Source organism: Flavobacterium rhamnosi, assembly GCF_048286515.1.
GTDB lineage: Bacteria > Bacteroidota > Bacteroidia > Flavobacteriales > Flavobacteriaceae > Flavobacterium.
In genome coordinates this window covers 51,637-72,094 of the sequence record NZ_JBLVPS010000008.1, presented here as the reverse complement: position 1 = coordinate 72,094, position 20,458 = coordinate 51,637, and the positions used below count along the sequence as shown (strand labels likewise).

Annotated in this window: 18 protein-coding genes and 1 pseudogene; 6 read left to right on the top strand and 13 right to left on the bottom strand. The window is 35.7% G+C overall.

Annotated elements, in window-relative coordinates:
• Nucleotides 1–86: 86 nt before the first annotated feature.
• The 4 genes from ACNQGN_RS08660 (at nucleotide 87) to ACNQGN_RS08645 (ending at nucleotide 5,092) form a co-directional block, all read left to right on the top strand.
• Nucleotides 87–1,730 (top strand): carboxylesterase/lipase family protein, encoded by a 1,644-nt coding sequence (locus tag ACNQGN_RS08660; protein WP_417987430.1) that lies wholly within the window; start codon nucleotides 87–89, stop codon nucleotides 1,728–1,730.
• Between the two features lie 273 nt (nucleotides 1,731–2,003).
• Complete coding sequence (locus ACNQGN_RS08655; protein ID WP_417987429.1) at nucleotides 2,004–2,408, top strand: hypothetical protein; 405 nt, start codon at nucleotides 2,004–2,006, stop codon at nucleotides 2,406–2,408.
• A 73-nt stretch (nucleotides 2,409–2,481) separates the two neighbouring features.
• Nucleotides 2,482–2,922 carry a hypothetical protein gene (locus tag ACNQGN_RS08650; protein WP_417987428.1) on the top strand — a complete coding sequence of 147 codons (441 nt, stop codon included), beginning with the start codon at nucleotides 2,482–2,484 and terminating at the stop codon, nucleotides 2,920–2,922.
• Between the two features lie 202 nt (nucleotides 2,923–3,124).
• A complete protein-coding gene (locus ACNQGN_RS08645) occupies nucleotides 3,125–5,092 on the top strand; it encodes a transglycosylase domain-containing protein (RefSeq protein ID WP_417987427.1) in 1,968 nt (655 codons plus the stop codon).
• 48 nt (nucleotides 5,093–5,140) lie between these two features.
• Here the strand turns inward: ACNQGN_RS08645 and ACNQGN_RS08640 are convergent, their stop codons facing one another.
• The 3 genes from ACNQGN_RS08640 to ACNQGN_RS08630 form a co-directional block, all read right to left on the bottom strand.
• Nucleotides 5,141–6,178 carry an aldo/keto reductase gene (locus ACNQGN_RS08640; protein WP_417987426.1) on the bottom strand — a complete coding sequence of 346 codons (1,038 nt, stop codon included), beginning with the start codon at nucleotides 6,176–6,178 and terminating at the stop codon, nucleotides 5,141–5,143.
• Nucleotides 6,179–6,290: 112 nt separating this feature from the next.
• Nucleotides 6,291–7,232 (bottom strand): OmpA/MotB family protein, encoded by a 942-nt coding sequence (locus ACNQGN_RS08635; protein ID WP_417987425.1) that lies wholly within the window; start codon nucleotides 7,230–7,232, stop codon nucleotides 6,291–6,293.
• A gap of 104 nt (nucleotides 7,233–7,336) precedes the next feature.
• Complete coding sequence (locus ACNQGN_RS08630; protein WP_417987424.1) at nucleotides 7,337–8,098, bottom strand: exodeoxyribonuclease III; 762 nt, start codon at nucleotides 8,096–8,098, stop codon at nucleotides 7,337–7,339.
• Nucleotides 8,099–8,301: 203 nt separating this feature from the next.
• Between ACNQGN_RS08630 and ACNQGN_RS08625 the strand changes: the two genes are divergently transcribed.
• Complete coding sequence (locus tag ACNQGN_RS08625) at nucleotides 8,302–10,104, top strand: GNAT family N-acyltransferase (RefSeq protein ID WP_417987423.1); 1,803 nt, start codon at nucleotides 8,302–8,304, stop codon at nucleotides 10,102–10,104.
• A 50-nt stretch (nucleotides 10,105–10,154) separates the two neighbouring features.
• Here ACNQGN_RS08625 and ACNQGN_RS08620 read toward each other — a convergent pair whose 3' ends face one another.
• The 3 genes and pseudogenes from ACNQGN_RS08620 to ACNQGN_RS08610 all read right to left on the bottom strand — a co-directional run.
• Complete coding sequence (locus ACNQGN_RS08620) at nucleotides 10,155–10,430, bottom strand: TM2 domain-containing protein (protein ID WP_417987422.1); 276 nt, start codon at nucleotides 10,428–10,430, stop codon at nucleotides 10,155–10,157.
• 45 nt (nucleotides 10,431–10,475) lie between these two features.
• A complete protein-coding gene (locus tag ACNQGN_RS08615; RefSeq protein ID WP_417987489.1) occupies nucleotides 10,476–10,865 on the bottom strand; it encodes a VOC family protein in 390 nt (129 codons plus the stop codon).
• A gap of 21 nt (nucleotides 10,866–10,886) precedes the next feature.
• Nucleotides 10,887–11,825, bottom strand: a pseudogene (locus tag ACNQGN_RS08610) (2-hydroxyacid dehydrogenase); the annotation flags it as partial.
• A gap of 146 nt (nucleotides 11,826–11,971) precedes the next feature.
• Here ACNQGN_RS08610 and nhaA point away from each other — a divergent pair.
• A complete protein-coding gene (gene nhaA / locus ACNQGN_RS08605; protein ID WP_417987421.1) occupies nucleotides 11,972–13,117 on the top strand; it encodes a Na+/H+ antiporter NhaA in 1,146 nt (381 codons plus the stop codon).
• 79 nt (nucleotides 13,118–13,196) lie between these two features.
• Here nhaA and ACNQGN_RS08600 read toward each other — a convergent pair whose 3' ends face one another.
• From ACNQGN_RS08600 to serS, 7 genes are all read right to left on the bottom strand, one after another.
• Complete coding sequence (locus ACNQGN_RS08600) at nucleotides 13,197–13,577, bottom strand: Dabb family protein (RefSeq protein ID WP_417987420.1); 381 nt, start codon at nucleotides 13,575–13,577, stop codon at nucleotides 13,197–13,199.
• 256 nt (nucleotides 13,578–13,833) lie between these two features.
• Nucleotides 13,834–14,610, bottom strand: a complete 777-nt coding sequence (proC, locus tag ACNQGN_RS08595; RefSeq protein ID WP_417987419.1) for a pyrroline-5-carboxylate reductase — start codon at nucleotides 14,608–14,610, stop codon at nucleotides 13,834–13,836.
• A 120-nt stretch (nucleotides 14,611–14,730) separates the two neighbouring features.
• The gene (gene mgtE / locus ACNQGN_RS08590; protein ID WP_417987418.1) at nucleotides 14,731–16,083 is read right to left on the bottom strand and encodes a magnesium transporter; all 1,353 of its coding nucleotides are present in this window, start codon (nucleotides 16,081–16,083) and stop codon (nucleotides 14,731–14,733) included.
• A complete protein-coding gene (gene rsmA, locus ACNQGN_RS08585; protein WP_417987417.1) occupies nucleotides 16,073–16,852 on the bottom strand; it encodes a 16S rRNA (adenine(1518)-N(6)/adenine(1519)-N(6))-dimethyltransferase RsmA in 780 nt (259 codons plus the stop codon). Before rsmA ends, mgtE begins: the two co-directional genes overlap by 11 nt.
• Nucleotides 16,853–16,957: 105 nt before the next feature.
• On the bottom strand, nucleotides 16,958–17,269 hold the full coding sequence (locus tag ACNQGN_RS08580) for a DUF4286 family protein (protein WP_417987416.1): 312 nt from the start codon (nucleotides 17,267–17,269) through the stop codon (nucleotides 16,958–16,960).
• Between the two features lie 60 nt (nucleotides 17,270–17,329).
• On the bottom strand, nucleotides 17,330–19,108 hold the full coding sequence (locus ACNQGN_RS08575; protein WP_417987415.1) for a tetratricopeptide repeat protein: 1,779 nt from the start codon (nucleotides 19,106–19,108) through the stop codon (nucleotides 17,330–17,332).
• Between the two features lie 77 nt (nucleotides 19,109–19,185).
• Nucleotides 19,186–20,457 (bottom strand): serine--tRNA ligase, encoded by a 1,272-nt coding sequence (gene serS, locus ACNQGN_RS08570; protein WP_417987414.1) that lies wholly within the window; start codon nucleotides 20,455–20,457, stop codon nucleotides 19,186–19,188.
• Nucleotide 20,458 lies beyond the last annotated feature (1 nt).

Here is a 20,458-nt window from a genome sequence, read left to right as displayed (position 1 = left end):
AAATGCATCTATTATTAAGTTTTTACTTGTAACTATTTATCCTTTATGAAAACTAATACTATTACACGATAAAATCCAATAAATCTATGAATCCTAAAATTAAATACATTGGACTACTGCTACTGGCAATTCCATTCTTTTCCAAAGCGCAACATGCCGAAAATCAAAATGCTTTTCCTGTTCAGATATCCATAGTAAATGGAATTATTGAAGGTGAATTTGATGTAAAAACAAATATTCAGAGCTTTAAAGGAATTCCCTTTGCACAGCCTCCAGTTGGCGATTTACGCTGGAAAGCACCTCAGAATTTAACCAAGTGGGCAGGTGTAAAACAAACGAAAAAATTTGGCCCCAGAGCAATCCAATCTAATATATTTGGAGATATGGGCTTTAGGAGTGATGGGATGAGTGAGGATTGTCTCTACCTCAATGTTTGGACTCCTGCCAAATCTTCCAATGAAAAACTTCCCGTTTTAGTTTATTTCTATGGAGGTGGTTTTGCTGCAGGCGATGGTTCTGAAAATCGGTATGATGGCGAAAACATGGCAAAAAAGGGAATCGTAACACTAACGGTAAACTATAGATTGGGGATTTGGGGATTTTTCTCTCATCCGGAACTGACCAAAGAATCTCCTAATCACGCATCGGGAAATTATGGCTTCTTAGACCAAAACACAGCCCTGAAATGGGTACAGGCCAATATTGCAAAATTCGGAGGCGACCCAAAACGCGTAACCATCGCAGGAGAATCGGCAGGTTCAATTGCCGTGAGCGCTCAAATGGCTTCTCCATTATCAACAGGTCTTATTGCAGGGGCTATTGGCGAAAGTGGTGGTTCAATCTTCCCTACTTTAGCTCCAGTTCCTTTGGCCGAAGCTGAAAAAACAGGCTTTGAATTTGCTAAAAAAATCGGTGCTTCCTCATTAAAAGAACTTCGCTCAATGTCTACTTTCGAATTGTATCAAAAATCCGCTGGAACAAGTTTAGGTGTTTTCAAAACAACAATTGACGGTTACTTTTTACCAAAATCGCTACCGGAAATTTTTGAAGCCAAACAACAAGCTATGGTACCTTTATTGTTAGGGTGGAATTCAGAGGAAATGAGCTATCGCGCTTTAACAAAGGGAAAAGATTTAGACAATGAGAGCTATATTCAGAATATAAAAGAATTGTATGGCAATAAAGCCGAGGAAGTCTTAAAATTATATCCCGTAGGAACCCCAGAAGTAACCGAGCAATCTGCTACTGATTTATCTGGTGATCGATTTATTGCCTACAGCACTTGGAAATGGTTCGATTTGCATCGAAAAAACAGCACACAGCCTGTATACCGCTATTATTACGTACATCCCAGACCAGAAATGAGGGACAATAGCCTTGAAGCAGGTCTTGCCGGCGGTGTCATTAAAAAAGACAAAAATATCCCACAAGCACCCAAACCAAAAGGAGCCGTTCATTCTGCTGAAATAGAATATGCAATGGGAAATTTGGCAACCAATAAAGATTACAATTGGACAGAAGATGATTTCAAAGTGTCTGATACAATGATGAACTTTTTTGCAAACTTCATTAAAACAGGAAATCCAAACGGTGATAAACTCCCTGTATGGTCTATTGCAAAAAACGAAGAAAAACCAGAAATCATGATTATTGATGTCAATTCAAAATCAAAAAGAGCTGAAAATGACGCTCGTTATTTGTTTTTAGAAAAAGAATATTCGAAAAAATAATTTTTTAAATTTCATAAAAAAAGAGGATGTCATTTCAGAAAGAAAGGCATCCTTTTTTTGCTACAAATTCTACTTTTTAAGAAGTGTCTTATTAAAAACCAACAGAAGAAACTCCAAGTTCACAAAGAATTCGATTTGTTTCATTAATTTGAAATTCAATTAGTTGCATTTTATAGAAATACACTTTCGCTTAATAAAAAATAAAAAATCAGGAATAGGATTCATTATTTTGTTGTAAATTTATGTGTTGTTTTTTTATCTAAAGATTGAAAAATGAAACCATCACACCAAACCATGACTCACCTCTATGAACACTTAGGAAAAGTGTTCTATTGTATTGCGGCCATAGACAAAACAATTCGTACAGAAGAAATCGCACAACTAAAAGAAATTATAAAGACAGAATGGCTTCCACTTGAAAATACTTTTAACGAATTTGGGGACGACACAGCCTATGAAATTGAAATTGTTTTTGATTGGCTTGTAGCTAACAAATGGGATCCGGGACAAGTCCTTACTGATTTTAAAATCTTCAGAAAAGAGCATGAACATTTGTTTACTCCGCAAGTCATAACCTTAATTCTAAAAACGGCAAATGCAATTGCAAATTCTTTTTTAGAAAAAAACAAATCAGAACACGTTCTAATAAGTCAACTAAGTACTATTCTAATACAATAATATGTAATAAACCATTTTTAAATCAAAATAAAGCTGTTTTTAAACATTCTACTTTAACTTAAAAATCATAGACATGAAAAGACAAACTGGCATTTGGATAGACTCCTCAAAAGCAATAATTGTTGCTCTTGATGGTGATACAGAAAAAATTACCGAAATAGATTCTGATGTTGAAAACAGTGTTTATCATAACAAAGAAGGCAATCAAGGGACCTTTTCGGCGGGTCATCATGGCGATAGTGATAAAAAATTTGATGACCGAAAAGATCAAGAACTGGATTATTTTATAAAATCAGTACTGACTTACGTTAAAAAATCGGACGAACTCATTGTTTTTGGTCCTGCACAAACCAAAACAAAACTGGAGCAAAAATTAATTGATGATAATTTAATTGAACCAGGAAAACTCAAATCAGTTGAAACGGAAGATAAAATGACCTTAAACGAGATTGTGGCTAAAGTCAGAAGATTTTATAACCCATATGAATTCAAAGAACCCGAACCTAAAAGCTAACTTAAAGCTCCTATAATAATTTAAAAACTACAATGCACTTAGGTTGTAGTTTTTTTGTTTTAAAATGAAAATAAAATCATCCTTACACGTCAAAATTCTAAAGAAAACTATAAAAATCTTTCCTTTTGTATAATTTTCCTTTTCTTTATAAGCTAGATTTCAAATGCTACTTATTTTAGCTTTTTTAAATACGAAACTGTTTATGAAAACCGGAAAACAAAAAATAATTCGAGCGGTACAAATACTTACTGTATTATTTGCGGCTCTAATTATTGCTTTTTACCTATTCCGTGATGCGGTTTTGAAGCAAACTATTGCGAAAGTTTCCAATGAAATGGAAATTGATTACAACAGTACTTTTTCTGTAAAAAAAGCTTCTTTTGACGGGATCTCTGGCGTAAATCTTTCCGATGTAGTATTAGTTCCAAAAAATGCAGACACGCTTTTTAAAATACAAAAATTAAAAACAAGTGTCAACTTATGGCAGTTATTAATAGGGGATGTCCAACTTGGAACTTTAGAAATCAAGAATGGCTATATACAATTAGTAAAGAAGGGAAAAGTTAGAAATTTTGATGCCTTTCTAAAAAAAGACAAGCAAACAGAAATAAGCAACGAAAAAAGGGATTACGCTCAATTTGCTTATAGAATTATCTCAAAAGCATTGAATTTAGTTCCAACCGATATGGTTTTGGACAATCTTTCGTTTCGGTTAAATGACAACGGAAAAAAAGCGACCATTAATTTCCAAAAACTAAGACTGGTAAACAAACAAATCGAAACTTCGATCAAAGTACAAACCAATACCTTTACACAGCGTTGGAGAATCAAAGGGTTTGCTGATCCACGAAATAAAAAAGCCGATATTCGTTTCGTAAATATTGACACCGGTGCCATAAAAGTGCCTTACTTTGATGAGCGTTACAACCTGAAATCGAGCTTTGATTCTATCCGATTGAATATTACAAACATCGATAAAGATGGTGATGAATTGCATATTGACGGCTTCATGGCTATTAGCAATTTAAAAGTAAATCATCCAAAAATAGCCAGTAAAGATGTCCTTTTTAAAAATACAAAATTTGACTATCGTTTCTTGTTGGGCTCTGATTTCATTTCAATTGACAGTACTTCGACAGTGCAGTTCAACAAAATAAAATTTCATCCCTATCTGGCGTACGAAACTGAAAAAGACACCGTTTACAAACTCAAGGTGGCAATTCCAAAAATGAAAGCGCAGGACTTTATCGTATCACTTCCTGAGGGCTTATTCACCCATTTTCAAGGAATGGAAGCTAAAGGTAACTTTGATTACAAATTAAATTTTATGTTCAATAAAAACAAACCGAATCAACTGATTTTTGACAGCAAATTAAATAAAGAAAACCTAAAAATCACAAAATATGGCGAAGCAAATCTTAATAAACTCAATGGAGAATTTGTTTATCGGGCACTTATAAAGAATGTTCTGCAACGCCCAGTTTTAGTCGGTTCAGCCAATCCAAACTACACTCCTTTAGACCAAATCTCACCCTATTTGAGAAAATCCGTTTTGACGACCGAGGACCCTTCTTTCTTTTCGCATCGCGGTTTTATCAACGAGGCATTTAAACAATCTATTGTAAAGAATATAAAAACCAAAAAGTTTTCACGTGGCGCAAGCACAATTAGCATGCAATTGGTGAAAAATGTTTTTCTAAGTCGAGAGAAAACTGTTTCTCGTAAACTGGAAGAAATTTTACTGGTTTACATCTTGGAAAATAACCGAATCGTCAGCAAGGAGCGCATGCTCGAAGTATACTTTAACATTATCGAATGGGGTCCAAATATCTATGGAATTGGAGAGGCAAGTCAGTTTTATTTCCAAAAAACACCTTCGGAGTTATCGCTGAATGAATGCTTGTATCTCGCTCGAATTATTCCAAGTCCTAGAAAATTTATGTACCAGTTCAATGACCAAGGCATGTTGAAAGATTTTGCCGTAAAACAAGAATCTTTTTTAACTAATATAATGCTTCGAAGAGGAGTTTTGACTCCGGACGACACTATTTACAAGTCATTACCTATATTTATTTCTGGTCCTGCAAAATCTTTTATTAAATTCAAAGCACAAGATTCTACGCAAATAAAAGTGGACTCATTAGCGGTAGACGAAGAATTTGATCTTTAGGTCAAAATAGCCCTCTCCTAGTTTTGCACTCTGAGAGGGAATATTAATTTACGGTGCCGGATCAGGAATAACAGCTTGAACTTCATCGATAGCTTTTAAGATTTCATCCGAAAGCGACACTTGAATCGTATCGATATTTTCTTTTAATTGTTCTACTGTCGTAGCGCCAATAATTGTGCTGGTTACAAACGGCTGTTGCTCTATGAATGCCAAAGACAATTCCGTTAGCGTCAACCCATTTTTCTTTGCAATTTCCTGATATAATCGTGTAGCTTCGGTACATTGTGCACTACTGTATCTTGAAAACTGCGGAAACAAATTGACTCTGGCGTTTGGAAGACTTTCACCAGTTAGGAATTTACCGGATAAAACGCCAAAAGCCATCGGTGAATAGGCCAATAAACCAACATTTTCTCTCTTGCAAATTTCAGCAGAACCCGCTTCAAAAAGTCGATTCAATAACGAATAGGGATTTTGAATCGTTTTCACTTTTGGCAAATTATTATAGTTGCTTTCTTCCAGAAAACGCATAATTCCCCAAGGAGTTTCATTAGAAAGTCCAATGTGATTTATTTTTCCTTCTTTGATAAAACCATCTAATGTTTCGAGAACATTATGAATATTATCTTCCCAAGAGTCTTCTTGTACTTTAAAACCACGTTGTCCAAAAAAGTTTGTTTTACGTTCTGGCCAGTGCAATTGGTATAAATCAATATAATCCGTTTGCAGGCGTTGTAAACTTTGATCTAATGCAAACCTGATACTCGCAGGCGAAAAGTCATTTTTTTCGCGCATGTAGGTGAAATTTGGATTAGGTCCGGCAATTTTAGAAGCCAAAACTATCGCTTCTCTTTTTCCCGTTTTTTTGAACCAAGTTCCAAGAATTTTCTCCGTACTACCATAGGTTTCTTTACGCGCCGGTACAGAATACATTTCGGCAGTATCAAAGAAATTGATTCCTCTTTCTAAGGCATAATCCATCTGGGCATGACCATCCGATTCTGTGTTTTGTTGTCCGAAAGTCATGGTTCCGAGGCAGATTTTGCTGACTTTCACATCAGTATTGGATAAAGTAGTGTATTTCATAATTAAGATTCAAAGTTCAGAATGGCAAAGATACAAAGGTATGCTCCAAAAGAAAAAGGTTCAAAAGCAAAAAACTTTGAACCTTTCTATCTTGTAAACCTGTGCCGATTTTTTAATTAATATCATTCAGCATTTCTGCAATTTCGTCTAATCGAGGCGTCAGAATTATTTCTATTCTACGGTTTTTGGCTTTTCCTTCAGCAGTTGAGTTGCTGGCCAATGGAGAGAACTCTCCTCTTCCTGCGGCGGTAAGACTTTGCTTGTTTATTTTTTTATTTTCGCTTAAAATAGCTACAATTGCTGTGGCTCTCTTGGTGGATAAATCCCAGTTATCAGCAATTGGCCCTGAAGCGGTAAAAGCATCGTCATCCGTATGCCCTTCAATAAGAACAGAGATTTCCGGGTTATCACCTAAAACTTTACCTACTTCAATTACTGCTTTTTTCCCTTCGGAACCTACAGCCCAACTTCCCGAATTGAAAAGTAGTTTATTCTCCATAGAAACATATACCTTCCCATTTTTCTGTTCTACTGTCAACCCTTTTCCTTCGAAACTGTTCAAGGCTTTTGACAAAGTTTCTTTTAGTTTTTTCATACTGGCTTCTTTGGCAGCAATCAAATCTTCCAATTCCTGCAAACGCTGTGCATTTTTGTTTAAACGCTCTTGTTCTAATGCCAATGCTTTTCCTTTTTCATCCAATTGCTCCAGCAAATCACGATTTTTCTTCATATTACTCTGCAAAGCTTCGCTGCTGTTTTTTTCTAAGGCAGCGTAGGAATCTTGTAAGACTTTGAATTTATTTTGAGCAGCAGCGTAATCTGCTTTCAATTTTTCCAGTTCAGATTTTGATTTGTTCAAATCTGAGGTTAAACCGTCGCGATCTAATTCCACTTGATTTTTAGCTTTTAATAAATCTGCATTTTCATCTGCTAGGGTTCTATTTTCTTTCTTTAAATCGGTGAATTTACTTTCTAAGTCATTGTATATTTTTTTAGATACACAGGAGGTTGAAAGTGCCAATACTACTAATCCGATGGAAACTCTTTTAATCATTTTGTTTGTATTTATGTTGTTTCTATTGTTGTTTTGAAAGCAAAAAATTCAATTATAGTAAATCGCAAAACAATTCATCGCTTTTGAATTCGCTCAGGAGACAATTACTCGATTTCTACCAGAATCGGGCAATGATCAGAATGCACTGCATCAGATAAAATAACGGCCCTTTTAAGTTTATGTTTTAGAGAATCACTAACTAAATTATAATCGATGCGCCAGCCCTTGTTGTTTCCTCTTGATCCCGCACGGTAACTCCACCAGGAATATTGGTGCGGCTCATTGTTGAAATGGCGAAAACTATCCACAAATCCTGACTTCATGAATCCGTCAAGCCATGCTCTTTCTTGCGGTAAAAATCCGGAAACATTTTTATTTCTGATAGGATCATGAATGTCGATTGCCTCGTGGCAAATATTGTAATCGCCACAAATAATAAGATTCGGTGTTTCTTTTTTTAGTTCGTTGATATAGCTTTGAAAATCGTCCATGAACATAAATTTATGGTCCAATCGATCGATATTTGTCCCCGATGGCAAATACAAACTCATCACAGAAAACCCATCAAAATCAGCACGAAGGTTTCTTCCTTCAAAATCCATGTGGCCAATTCCGGTTCCATGAACGACATTATTCGGTTTAATTTTAGAAAGTATAGCCACCCCACTATAGCCTTTTTTAGTTGCTGAATAATAATATTGGTAGGGATAGCCCGCTTTCGCAATATCTTCAACGGGGATTTGGTCTTCCGTTGCCTTAATTTCCTGAAGACAAATAATATCTGGATTTGCTTGTTGTAACCAGTCAATAAATCCTTTTGAAATGGCAGCTCTGATTCCGTTGACGTTGTATGAAATAATTCTCATTAAAGTGTTTTTAGCGTTTCTTACGAAAAATTCTCATTTACTTAAGGCTATCAGCAACCTTCTTTTTTCATTTTATCGAAAGAAACATATTATTTTTTGTATGGGTTTCAAATGTAATAAAAAAGTAGAAGTTTGATTGAGAAAAATAGAGAAAATGGAGTTTTTTGCTATCTTTGTTTCTTGCTCTAAAAAAACAAAAATACATGGGTTTAGTAACCGCTAAAGAAGTTGCAAAAGCGATAAATGCTGATAAGTACGGAGTACTAGGTACTTTTTCCGGCTGGATGCTGATGAAGGTGCTAAAAATCTCTACCTTAAACAAAGTATACAACAGAAACAAACATTTGAAAGATGTTTCGTTTTTAAATGGAATACTGGATGATTTACAAATAAAATTCGAAATCCCGGAAGAGGATTTAAAACGTTTACCAAAAGAGGGTGCTTATATCACTATCTCAAATCATCCACTTGGAGGAATAGATGGTGTTTTACTATTGAAATTGATGCTCGAAAGAGAACCAAATTTCAAAATTATTGCCAATTTTCTCTTGCACAGAATCAGACCGCTCAAAAAATATATCATGCCGGTAAATCCTTTTGAAAATCATAAGGATGCTAAATCGAGTGTGGTGGGAATTAAAGAAACGTTGCGCCATCTGAGTGATGGAAAACCATTGGGAATGTTTCCTGCTGGAGAAGTTTCCACCTATAAGGATGGAAAATTAATGGTAGACAAACCTTGGGAAGAAGGCGCGATTAAGGTAATCAGAAAGGCTCAGGTCCCTGTTGTTCCTATTTATTTTCATGCCAAAAACAGTCGGTTATTTTATTTGCTTTCTAAAATAAGCAGCACTTTTAGAACTGCAAAATTGCCCTCGGAAGTGTTTAGCCAAAAACACCGCGTGATTAAAGTACGCATTGGTAAACCTATTTCAGTAAATGAACAAAATGAGTTCACAACGATAGAGGAATATTCAGAATTTTTGAGAAAGAAAACATACATGCTGGCAAATCCCTTTGAAAAAGAAAGTACTTTTTTGCCAACCCCAACTTTAAAAATTCCAAAAAGTCCGAAAAAAATTGTTACAGCCGCTAATCAGGACAAAATGATTAAGGAAGTAGATGCATTACGAAGTACGGATTGCAGACTTTTACAAAGTAAAAACTATGAAGTTTTCTTTGCTAAAGCATCTAAAATTCCGAATATTTTACATGAGATTGGTCGCCTCCGAGAAATCACTTTTCGCGAAGTGGGTGAAGGAACAAACGAATCTATCGATTTGGACAAGCATGATCAATATTACCATCACCTATTTTTGTGGGATAGTGATGCCTGTAAAATTGCCGGTGCTTACCGAATGGGACTAGGATCAGAAATTTATCCGAAATACGGAATAAATGGTTTCTACCTCAATGATCTTTTCCGATTTGAACCAGAATTACATGATATGATGCACAAATCTATAGAAATGGGTCGCGCTTTTATCATCAAAGAATACCAACAGAAACCGATGCCACTTTTCTTGCTTTGGAAAGGAATTATGCACACCACGTTGCGTTATCCAGAGCATAAGTTTTTACTGGGAGGCGTGAGCATAAGCAATCAATTTTCTGACTTCTCCAAATCGCTGATGATTGAATTTATGAAATCTAATTATTACGACCCCTATATCGCGCAATACATTCATCCAAAGAAAGCCTATAAAGTAAAACTAAAAGATGCTGATAAGGATTTCATTTTTGATGAAGCCGAATCTGATTTGAACAAGTTTGACAAAATTATTGACGAGCTGGAACCGGGAAGTTTACGCTTGCCTGTTTTGATTAAAAAATATATTAAACAAAATGCAAAAGTGGTTGCATTTAATGTAGATCCACTGTTCAATAATGCCGTCGACGGATTGATGTACATCAGAATTGCAGATATTCCAGAAAGCACCATGAAGCCTGTAATGGAAGAATTTCAGGCAGAACTGGAACGAAAACTGAGTGAAAAGGAAGATTGATTTCAGCTTAAATAAAAAAAATCCCAAAATTTTCGGGATTTTTTTATGCTTTAGAACCAACCTTTCTTACCAACCTGATAGGTTTGATAAAACTCTTCGTCGGTTTTTGTTAAGTAGATTATTCCTTCAATAAGGCCAATTACAAATCCTATACCACATAAAAAACCAAGAATAAGTTGGATAATTCCTTCTTTCGTATACCCTAATATAAATTTATGAACGCCCAATCCTCCTAAAAGAATAGCTAAAATCCCTGCAACTATCTTCTTATTTTCTTGTTGAGCAGGTGGAGGAATATTCCATCCTTCATGTTTTGAATTTTCCATAGATTGTGTTATAAAGTTGTTTTTCAGTGATTAAAAATATAAAATTTATTGAAATGCTGAATCAATCGGTTCCCAAAGTTCGATTTTATTTCCTTCGATATCTAAAATCCAACCAAATTTTCCATACTCATAGGTCTCCACTTCGCCTACAATTGTTACACCTTCATCTGATAATTTTTTTAATAAATTTTCTAAATCATCCACTCTGAAATTTTGCATGAATGGTTTTTCGCTAGGTGCAAAATATGTAGTATCAGAAGCAAATGGCGACCATTGTGTAGAACAGTCATTTCCTTCCTTGTCTTTCCACCAAAAGGTAGATCCATATTCATCGGTTTTTAAACCTAAATGTTTTCCATACCAAGCCACCAGTTCTTTAGGATTCTTTGATTTAAAAAAGAAACCGCCAATTCCAGTAACTCGTTTTGCAAGCAACTCAGCTTTGGCTTCCCCAAAATACTTCGCTTTTATTTTATCAACTATTACTTGTGCCAAACGTTCGTGGCTCTCGAATGTCCAGCCTGCGATATGTGGCGTCAGAATCGCATTTTTAGCTTGTAATAAATACTGAAAAGCTTCGGGTGTATTTTTATCGTTAAAAAGGGTTTCAAAAGATAATTTTTCATATTCCAAAACATCCAGACCAGCTCCGAGTATTTTACCTGATTTCATCGCAGCAACCAAATCAGCTGTGACAATATTTTTGCCGCGAGAGGTATTGATAATCCAAAAGGGTTTAGCAAATGCATTAATAAATTCCCTATCAACCATTTTGTCCGTTTCAGGAGTCCAAGGAATATGTAAACTCACTACATCCGCCTTTTGTTGAAATTCTTCTAATGAAACCTGCTTCGCGTTTACATCACCTACATTTTCCTGAATATCGTAACACAACACTTCCACATCAAAACCACGGAGTTTTTTCGCAAATGCTTTTCCCATATTTCCGTAACCGATAATCCCGACAGTTCTTCCCTCTAATTCGTAGCCGCGATTGCTTTCCCTATTCCAATGACCCGCTCTTACCTCACTATCGGCTTGGTTCAATTTATTAAAAAGGGATAAAATCATACCTAATGTATGTTCCGCTACTGCATTCCGGTTCCCTTGCGGAGCAGCGATAAGTGTAATGTTTTTGGACTCTGCATATTCGCAATCGATGCTTTCTAATCCTGCCCCTACACGAGCAATAAATTGCAGATTAGTTGCTTTGTCCAAGAAAGCCTTATCAATTTTAAATCTACTGCGAATGACAATTCCCTGATAGTCTTGGATTTTAGCTTCAATTTCCTCTTTTGAAGAGGTGAAATCGCTATGATTTATAAATCCGGAATGCTGTAGTTGATCCCATAGTAAGGAATGATTGCTATCGATATGAAGGATTTTAATATCCATAAAATATAATGTTTTTTTGATCCTTCAAATTAACAAAAAAATTACGGTTTATTATTTTAACGAAAGAAATTAGACCCTAAATTCGTAAATTAGCGTTCTTAATTTTTATTACAAATGGAATAATTGTAGTATTTGAAAACTAAAAAATGAGGTTAACAAAAACATTCAACGCTTTTTTTGAAAGTGAAAAAGCGGGAGGACTCTTATTACTTTTTGTAACTATACTCTCTCTTCTATTAGCCAATTCACCCATTCAGACAGCATACATTGCGTTTTGGGAAACCAATGTCGGCAGTCATTCTATAACACATTGGATCAATGACGGCTTAATGGCTATTTTTTTTCTTTTAATTGGTTTAGAATTAGAACGCGAAATTTATCAGGGAGAACTATCCAGTATTAAAAATGCCGCTTTACCGATTTTTGGCGCTTTGGGAGGCATGATTGTTCCTGCCGGAATCTTTTTACTGTTGAATTTTGGAACGGCAACACAGAATGGAGCAGGGATTCCAATGGCTACTGACATTGCTTTTGCCATTGGAATCCTGTCGCTTTTAGGAAATCGTGTTCCTACGTCTCTCAAAATATTCCTAACTGCTCTTGCCGTAATTGATGATTTAGGCGCTATTATAGTGATTGCCGTTTTCTATACAAAAACCATTGCCTTTGTCAATCTATTTATTGCTTTTACTATCATGGGCGGACTATTTATCCTGAACAGAAGAAAGGTTCACAGTCTTATTCCTTATGTGGCTGGCGGAGCAGCGATGTGGTATTTTATGTTAAATTCTGGTGTTCACGCCACTATAACTGGAGTATTGCTAGCCTTTGTAATTCCTTTTGGTAATGGAGGTAAAAAAACTTCTTCCTATAAATTACAGCATTTTTTACACAAACCGGTGGCCTTTTTCATACTGCCTTTATTTGCTGTAGCAAATACTTGTATCGCAATTGGTCAAGACTGGCATGAAGGATTGAATCATTCCAACACGATTGGAATTATATTGGGTCTTGTTGTGGGAAAACCATTAGGGATTTGGTTATTTTCATTACTGGCCGTTAGTTTAGGAATTTGCACCTTACCTAAAGACCTAAAGTGGAGCAGTATCATTGGAGCAGGAATGCTAGGCGGAATTGGATTTACAATGTCTATTTTCATTACACTTCTTGCTTTTAAAAATGACGGAGAAGAAATTATTACGTATTCCAAAATTGCGATTCTACTCGCTTCTTTTATTGCTGGAACTGTGGGTTTTTTATGGTTGAAATTTAGTTTGAAAGCAGCTAAATAGTTAAATCTTAAAATACACACTTGTCATTTCCTTTTCCCTTAAAACCGATTTCACTTCCTAATGCTATACTTTACTTTCGTTATTGAGCCCAATAATCAAGCACAGTTATTTTCTCAGGAATTGGATTCAAAATAGCCCCAAAAGCTTTGTGATCGGGATGAATCAAGTAAGCGTCTCTATCGGCTTCATTATTGAATGTCAATATAAAACAATGGGTTAAACCATTATTCAAATTTTCAGGACTGTTATTGATCCCCCATTCAAACGATTTGATTAATGCAATTTTATGTTCCAAATTTTTGAAAGCAGTTACCACTTTATCAATATCTGCAGAATTGGTACCGGCTTTCCATCCAAACATAACGACATGTCTGAGCATTTGTTTTTGCTTATTTTGCTGGGCATTTGCAGTATAACAGGTCGCAATTAAAAAAAGGGTTATTAGAAGTAGCTTTTTCATGGTGTTTTTTTTCAAATATACTATTTATTCAAATGAATTTACAATTAGCTAGCAAAGGAAACGCTCTTAATTTTTCGAAGGACAAACAACTAAAACATTGATGCATGCGATTACTGGCTGTTGATTTTTTTCTTACTTTAATACCTCAGAAAGCTACCGCACTCGAGGATAGACTGACCGCATAACAAATAAAGGATCTTATCAACTGTTAGTTGACAAGATCCTTTTTGTAATAGGGAACATTCCTACAAGAAGTCTATCCCTTTATTTGTTTTAAAGAGGTTTTGATTCCTTTGATTAATGATGAACTGAATCCGTGCAATTCCATTTCATTCAATCCAGCTATGGTACAGCCTTGTGGCGTGGTTACACGGTCGATTAATTGTTCAGGATGACCTTTTTCTTCGAGTAGCATTTCAGCGGCACCTTTTACGGTTTGTGCTGAAATGGCTAATGCAGTTTGCCAGTCAAATCCTATTTCGATTCCGGCTTGCATCGAAGCACGAATGTAACGCAATGCAAAAGCAGTTCCACTAGCGGCAAGAACCGTTGCAGCATCCATTAATTTTTCGTCAATGATCGGAGCAGTTCCTAAACTCTGAAAAAGCGCGACTACATCTTTCGCCTTCTCTTTGTCTTTTTCATGAAATGCAATACAAGTTGCTGATGCGCCAAATTGAGCCGCAATATTAGGCATGATTCTTATAGCACTATTAGAATCGCCTATCTTCTTTTGCAAATTTTCGATGGACAACCCGCTCACTGCCGAAGCGATAACTTTATTGGAAATCGCTGGAAGTATTTCGGCCAAAACGGTATCGACCTGATAGGGTTTTATGGTCAAAATAATAACATCGGCCTCCTGAATCTGATGGATATTATTAGTAGAAACCGTTACTCCTAATTTTTCAAGGTATAGGATACTGGCTGTATTTCTTCTAGTTACGGTAACTTGGTTTTCTTGTGAAAATTTTGATATTCCTAATGCAATCGAAACGCCTAAATTTCCTCCGCCAATGATGTGTACTTTCATTCTGGTTGTAGTTTTCCTTGCCCTGACGTTGACCAAAAAAGGGAAAGCCAGGAAAAGTGTTAGTTAGTTTTGTATTTATTTAAATTTACTGCGTATTTTAATTTCTAAAAAAATTTGTTATTAAAATCCTAAAATCAATTTTGCGATCGAAAAATAGATAAGGATTCCACAAATATCATTGCTTGTCGTAATAAACGGTCCGGTTGCCAGTGCGGGGTCAATCCCAAATTTATCGAGTAACAAGGGAATAAAGGTTCCAATAAGCGATGCGATAATAATAACCGAAATTAACGCTATGGTTACAATAATACCAATGATGATTTCAACATTCAACAGAAAATGACTGCCCAAAAATAATATGACTGCCAGAATCACTCCGTTTAATAAACTTAATGATATTTCTTTTATCAATCGGTTAAACAAAGAACCGCTCAAAGTATTATTAGCCAAACCTTGAACAATAATCGCCGAAGATTGAACGCCTACATTGCCCGCCATCGCTGCAATAAGTGGCGTGAAAAAGAATAAATTCCCATGATCCAACATGGCTCCTTCAAATAATCCGAGTACCCTTACCGTTATAAAACCTCCCAAAAGTGCTAAAACCAACCAAGGCAAACGCGCTTTGGTCAATTCCATAATACTATCATCGGCTTCGACATCCTGTGAGATACCAGCCGCCAATTGGTAATCCTGATCGGCTTCGTCCTTGATTACATCCACAATATCATCGATGGTTATTCTTCCCACCAAACGCCCTAATTCATCCACTACCGGAATAGCTTCTAAATCGTATTTTTGCATAATTCGGGCAACCTCAACGTCTTCGGTATCCACTTTTACAGAATTTAACTTTCGGATGTAAACATCGCTAATTGCGGTTCTGGACGAAGTGGTTAATAAATCCTTGAGTGATAATCGTCCTTTCAATCGGTCTTCATCATCAACTACATATATAGAATGGACTCTTGAAATGTTTTCGGCCTGAATACGCATTTCTTTTACACAGGTGAGTACGGTCCAATTTTCGTTGACTTTAACCAATTCCTTGTGCATGATTCCACCGGCGGTATCTTCTTGATAGCGAAGCAAATCTACAATGTCTTTGGCATGCTCAACGTCTTGCAATTCTGATATTACTTCCGCTTTTAGATCTTGTGAAAGTTCCGCGATAATATCAGCCGCATCATTGGTTTCCAGCTCATCTAATTCCTCCGCAATCTCTTTTGCCGAAAGCCTGCTTAGTATATTCTCTCGCAAATCATCTTCTAATTCAAGAAGAATTTCTGCCGTTTTATCACTGTCTAATACTCTAAAAATATAGGTTGCCTCTTCAAAATCGAGTTCATCGAGAATTTCGGCAATATCAGCGTGGTGCATATCATTCAATAAAACTTCCAGCTGTTGGTCGTTTTTACTTTGAATGAGTTGCTCTAATTCTTGGATTAGTTCTTTGCTGATTTTAAACTCCATCGGCTTCTATTTTTTGGGTAAGTTCTATGAACTGTTCTACATTAAGCTGTTCCGGACGAAGGTCAAATACTTTGTCTTCTCTTAAACTATCGGACAAATTTAGGGTTTTTAAACTATTCCGCAAAGTCTTGCGACGTTGTTGAAAAGCAGTTTTCACTACTGTAAAAAACAATTTTTCACCACAAGGCAGGCTATAATCTTTCTTCCTACGCAAACGTAAAACACCTGATTTTACTTTTGGTGGTGGGATAAATACATTTTCATCTACTGTAAATAGATATTCGGCATCATAAAAAGCCTGAACTAAAACTGACAGAATTCCATACGCTTTTGTTCCCTTTTTTTCGCAAATACGCTGTGCCACCTCTTTTTGGAACATTCCTGCAAATTCAGGAATTTGATCACGATATTCTAAAGCACGAAACACGATTTGAGTCGAAATATTATACGGGAAATTCCCAATGATAGCAAATTGCTTTCCCTCAAAAATCTCGTTGATGTTATATTTCAGAAAATCTTTAGAAATGATTTTATCCTTTAATTTGGGATAATTCTCATCTAAATACGTTACTGATTCTGTATCGATTTCAATAACATAAGTGCTAATTGGTTTGTCCAACAAATATTTTGTCAAAACACCCATTCCGGGACCTATTTCTAATACATCATCATATCCTTCTAAATTCAAAGTATCAGCGATGTCTTTAGCGATGCTTTCATCTTTAAGAAAATGTTGTCCGAGGTGTTTTTTGGCTTTTACTTTTTCCATTTTGTCTATTGTTTTGCCACGAAGTCGCAAAGGTTCAATGCGTATTTATTTATTTTAATATCCAGAAAACTATCACCAACTGATACTGGGAGTGAAAACTTTCTTTTAATGATCTGAAATCAATTCCAATTCGGTTCTAAAAGCGAGCATTTTATCTCCAAACAATTTCAATCCTTCTTCGCGAAAAGCGGGTGCATCTTCCTGGTAATATCGCTCCAAAGTTTCTTTGCTATCTGTGGTATATTGAACAGAATACGTCACTCCACCCATTTCTTCTTCAATTAAAACCCTTACCATTCTTGCAGATGAGAATTTCCCTGTAGCCAGAATTTCAGGAATGTGTTTGTGTTGCATCCAAATCATCCATTGATCGTGAACACTTTCATGTATGTTTGTGGTAACGTTGTATATTATCATTTCTTACTTTTTAGTATTGATTTGATTAACTGGTTAAAAACAAACCTGTTAATCAATAATTTATAAATTCGTATCACCTCGCAATTGCCTGAATTTTTTTCTAGCTTCCACAAAATAAATACTGTCCTGATGATTGAAAATTATCTTTTCGTATAATGGTTTTGCCTTTTCGGGCAGTTGTAATTTTTTGCTATAAATTTCGGCAGAAAAATACAACGCTTCGTCTATATAAATCCCTTCATTGTGTTGGTCAATAATTGTTTGATATTGGCTTAAAGCCATAGTAAAATCACCGGTTTTTTCATAAATTTTACCCAAACGCAATACCGTCACCGCCTCTATTTCCTTCCCTTTATAATTTTTCAACAAGGTCTGAAAATGTTTTACTGCTTCCTGGTTTCTATTTTGATATAAAAGGTAATCTCCTTTTGCAAATTCTTTCAAAGCTGCTTGTGTTGAATCAGCAACCGTATTGTCATTGATTAACAGAAAATATTCTAAAGCATCATTGGCTATCAATTGTGTATTTGCTGATTTTAATTCCTTGAACTGTTTCAAAGCCCATATAAAATCAGTTTTGAAATAACTGGTCTTAGCGGCTTTCAAACTCGCTTCGTGCGCCACCACATCATTTTTTAAATCCAGTTCAATCTGTGAATAATAGATCAAAGCCTGATTGAATTTTTCTTCGTAAAGCAGAATATCCGCCAATTCCATTTTGGTCAGAGCCACTTCATAATCATCCAATTCTAACTCCATTGCTTTTTTAACAATAGCTTTTCCTTCCTCCGGTTTTTTCAAATTAAAAGCTACAAAATGTGCTTGAATCAGCTGCAAAGATAAGGTAAAAGGACTTATTTCATATTGTTTCAACAAACCTTCCAATTCTGTATTAATAGTGGCATATTCTTTTTCTTTCGCCTTTTCTATTTTCATCTTAATCAAATAGGAATTCGCCTGAACTAAAAGTTCTAAATTTTTTGTGTTTTCCAATACAAAACCAAGAATCTCCTTAGCTACTTCCTGGTTGTCTTCTTCAATAGCCAATTGTGCTAAATTTACGATATTACCAAGCGATTCAGGGTCACGCTTGTAAATGGCTTTCTCCTGAATAAATGCTTTTTCAAATTCTTTTTGCTGTACATAATACCAGCTCAAATAATGATTCCAAAAAAGATCCTGATTTTTTTGTGTTCTAATAATTAACGCTTTGCGCAGTGTTTCACCAAAGTTGGCATCACCTTCATCAACCATAAAACGAGACAGCTGATTTTGAATCAATATCGAATTTTGGGGATTTGCATAGGCTTCATTAAGAAAGGTAGTAATCATCATTTCCTGATTGCCCAATTGACCATAAAGCAACCCTATCTGATAATTGAAATTAAAATTAGATTCTAATTCCGTTGCCGTCTGATAGGATTTTAAAGCATATTCCAGCAACACTTTTTTTTCAAAAGAGTTTGAGATTCCGTACACTTCATTTAGATTTTTTTTTATTCGGTCTAATGCCTGTTCGTAGTAAATTTTGGCCTTAGCATCATTTTTTTGCAACTGGTAATTGTATCCCAATTCTACCAGTAGATTTCCTTGTTTGTATTTATCGAGTCGATCCAGTATCGCTTTTTCGGCAATAGAAAACTGTTGTAATTGTTGATAACATTCGATTGTTCTTAAAAAATACTGCGTGTTTTGTGGAAGATTTTCCAGTAGCTCTTCATAACTGATTTTTGCTTTTTCAAAATCGCCTTTGTCATAATAATACTGCGCCAATTGTTCGTTTTGGGCGAAGGCAAATAGCGAGAATGACAAAGTGATATATAGAAAGAGCTTTTTCATTTTCATTATCCATTTTTAGTCGCAGTCACAGCTTTCAGTCACAGTTTCATTTTCTGTGACTGATACCTGCAAACTATTTAATCTATAATATCAAACCCACAATACGGACGTAAAACCTCTGGAATTACTATTCCTTCCGGAGTTTGGTAATTTTCTAAAATTCCTGCCAAAACTCTTGGCAATGCCAATGAACTTCCATTTAAGGTGTGTGCTAATTGGTTTTTTCCGTCTTTGTCTTTGAAACGTAATTTCAAGCGATTCGCTTGAAAAGTCTCAAAGTTAGAGACCGAGCTAATTTCTAACCAACGATCCTGCGCGGTAGAAAACACTTCAAAATCATATGTCAAAGCAGATGTAAATCCCATATCGCCACCACAAAGACGTAAAATTCTATAGGGTAATTTTAATTCCTGAAGAATGCTTTTCACGTGTTCTACCATTCCATCTAATGCTTCATAAGATTTATCAGGATGTTCAACGCGTACAATTTCAACTTTGTCAAATTGGTGCAAACGGTTTAATCCCCGCACATGTGCACCATATGAACCTGCCTCTCTTCGAAAACAAGGCGTGTAAGCCGTAGTTAAAACCGGTAATTCATTTTCGTTCAGGATTACATCACGAAACAAATTTGTTACTGGAACCTCAGCTGTTGGAATTAAGTATAAATCATCGGCAGCATCGTGGTACATTTGTCCTTCTTTGTCAGGCAGTTGTCCTGTCCCATATGCAGATGCTTCGTTAACCATATGTGGAACTTGAACTTCATTGTAACCTGCAGCAGTATTTTTATCTAAGAAATAATTGATTAATGCACGTTGTAACTTCGCTCCCTTTCCTTTATAAACCGGAAAACCTGCACCTGTAATTTTTACTCCTAATTCAAAATCAATGATATCGTATTTTTTTACTAATTCCCAATGTGGCTGTGCACCTTCGTGCAAAACCGGAATTTCACCAGCTTCAAAAACGGTTACGTTTTCTTCTGGTGTCTTTCCAACAGGAACAATATCTGCCGGAAGATTGGGTAATGTATATAATTTTTCTAAGAGTTCTGCGGCTAGCGTATCAGCAGTTTCAGCTAATTTCTTGCTTTTTTCTTTTAATAAAACTGTTTTTTCTTTTAAGATAGCGGCTTTCGATTTTTCTCCGCCTTTCATCAATTCGCCAATATCTTTGGATAATTTATTAGATTCAGATAAAATACCGTCTAACTCCACTTGGGTCGCGCGACGTTTTTCATCCAGTTGTACCACTTCTTCAACAACACTTGTAGCATCGATGTTTCTCTTTGCCAAAGCCTTGATTACTTTTTCCTGATTCTCTCTAATAAATGCGATTTGTAACATA

Coding starts and splice junctions, on each gene's coding strand:
- ACNQGN_RS08620 (WP_417987422.1), bottom strand. CDS start 10,430: ATGGAAAATTCAAAACATGAAGGATGGAATATTCCTCCACCTGCTCAA.
- ACNQGN_RS08645 (WP_417987427.1), top strand. CDS start 3,125: ATGAAAACCGGAAAACAAAAAATAATTCGAGCGGTACAAATACTTACT.
- ACNQGN_RS08625 (WP_417987423.1), top strand. CDS start 8,302: ATGGGTTTAGTAACCGCTAAAGAAGTTGCAAAAGCGATAAATGCTGAT.
- mgtE (WP_417987418.1), bottom strand. CDS start 16,083: ATGGAGTTTAAAATCAGCAAAGAACTAATCCAAGAATTAGAGCAACTC.
- ACNQGN_RS08600 (WP_417987420.1), bottom strand. CDS start 13,577: ATGAAAAAGCTACTTCTAATAACCCTTTTTTTAATTGCGACCTGTTAT.
- ACNQGN_RS08660 (WP_417987430.1), top strand. CDS start 87: ATGAATCCTAAAATTAAATACATTGGACTACTGCTACTGGCAATTCCA.
- ACNQGN_RS08575 (WP_417987415.1), bottom strand. CDS start 19,108: ATGAAAAAGCTCTTTCTATATATCACTTTGTCATTCTCGCTATTTGCC.
- ACNQGN_RS08640 (WP_417987426.1), bottom strand. CDS start 6,178: ATGAAATACACTACTTTATCCAATACTGATGTGAAAGTCAGCAAAATC.
- proC (WP_417987419.1), bottom strand. CDS start 14,610: ATGAAAGTACACATCATTGGCGGAGGAAATTTAGGCGTTTCGATTGCA.
- ACNQGN_RS08630 (WP_417987424.1), bottom strand. CDS start 8,098: ATGAGAATTATTTCATACAACGTCAACGGAATCAGAGCTGCCATTTCA.
- rsmA (WP_417987417.1), bottom strand. CDS start 16,852: ATGGAAAAAGTAAAAGCCAAAAAACACCTCGGACAACATTTTCTTAAA.
- nhaA (WP_417987421.1), top strand. CDS start 11,972: ATGAGGTTAACAAAAACATTCAACGCTTTTTTTGAAAGTGAAAAAGCG.
- serS (WP_417987414.1), bottom strand. CDS start 20,457: ATGTTACAAATCGCATTTATTAGAGAGAATCAGGAAAAAGTAATCAAG.
- ACNQGN_RS08635 (WP_417987425.1), bottom strand. CDS start 7,232: ATGATTAAAAGAGTTTCCATCGGATTAGTAGTATTGGCACTTTCAACC.
- ACNQGN_RS08655 (WP_417987429.1), top strand. CDS start 2,004: ATGAAACCATCACACCAAACCATGACTCACCTCTATGAACACTTAGGA.
- ACNQGN_RS08650 (WP_417987428.1), top strand. CDS start 2,482: ATGAAAAGACAAACTGGCATTTGGATAGACTCCTCAAAAGCAATAATT.
- ACNQGN_RS08580 (WP_417987416.1), bottom strand. CDS start 17,269: ATGATAATATACAACGTTACCACAAACATACATGAAAGTGTTCACGAT.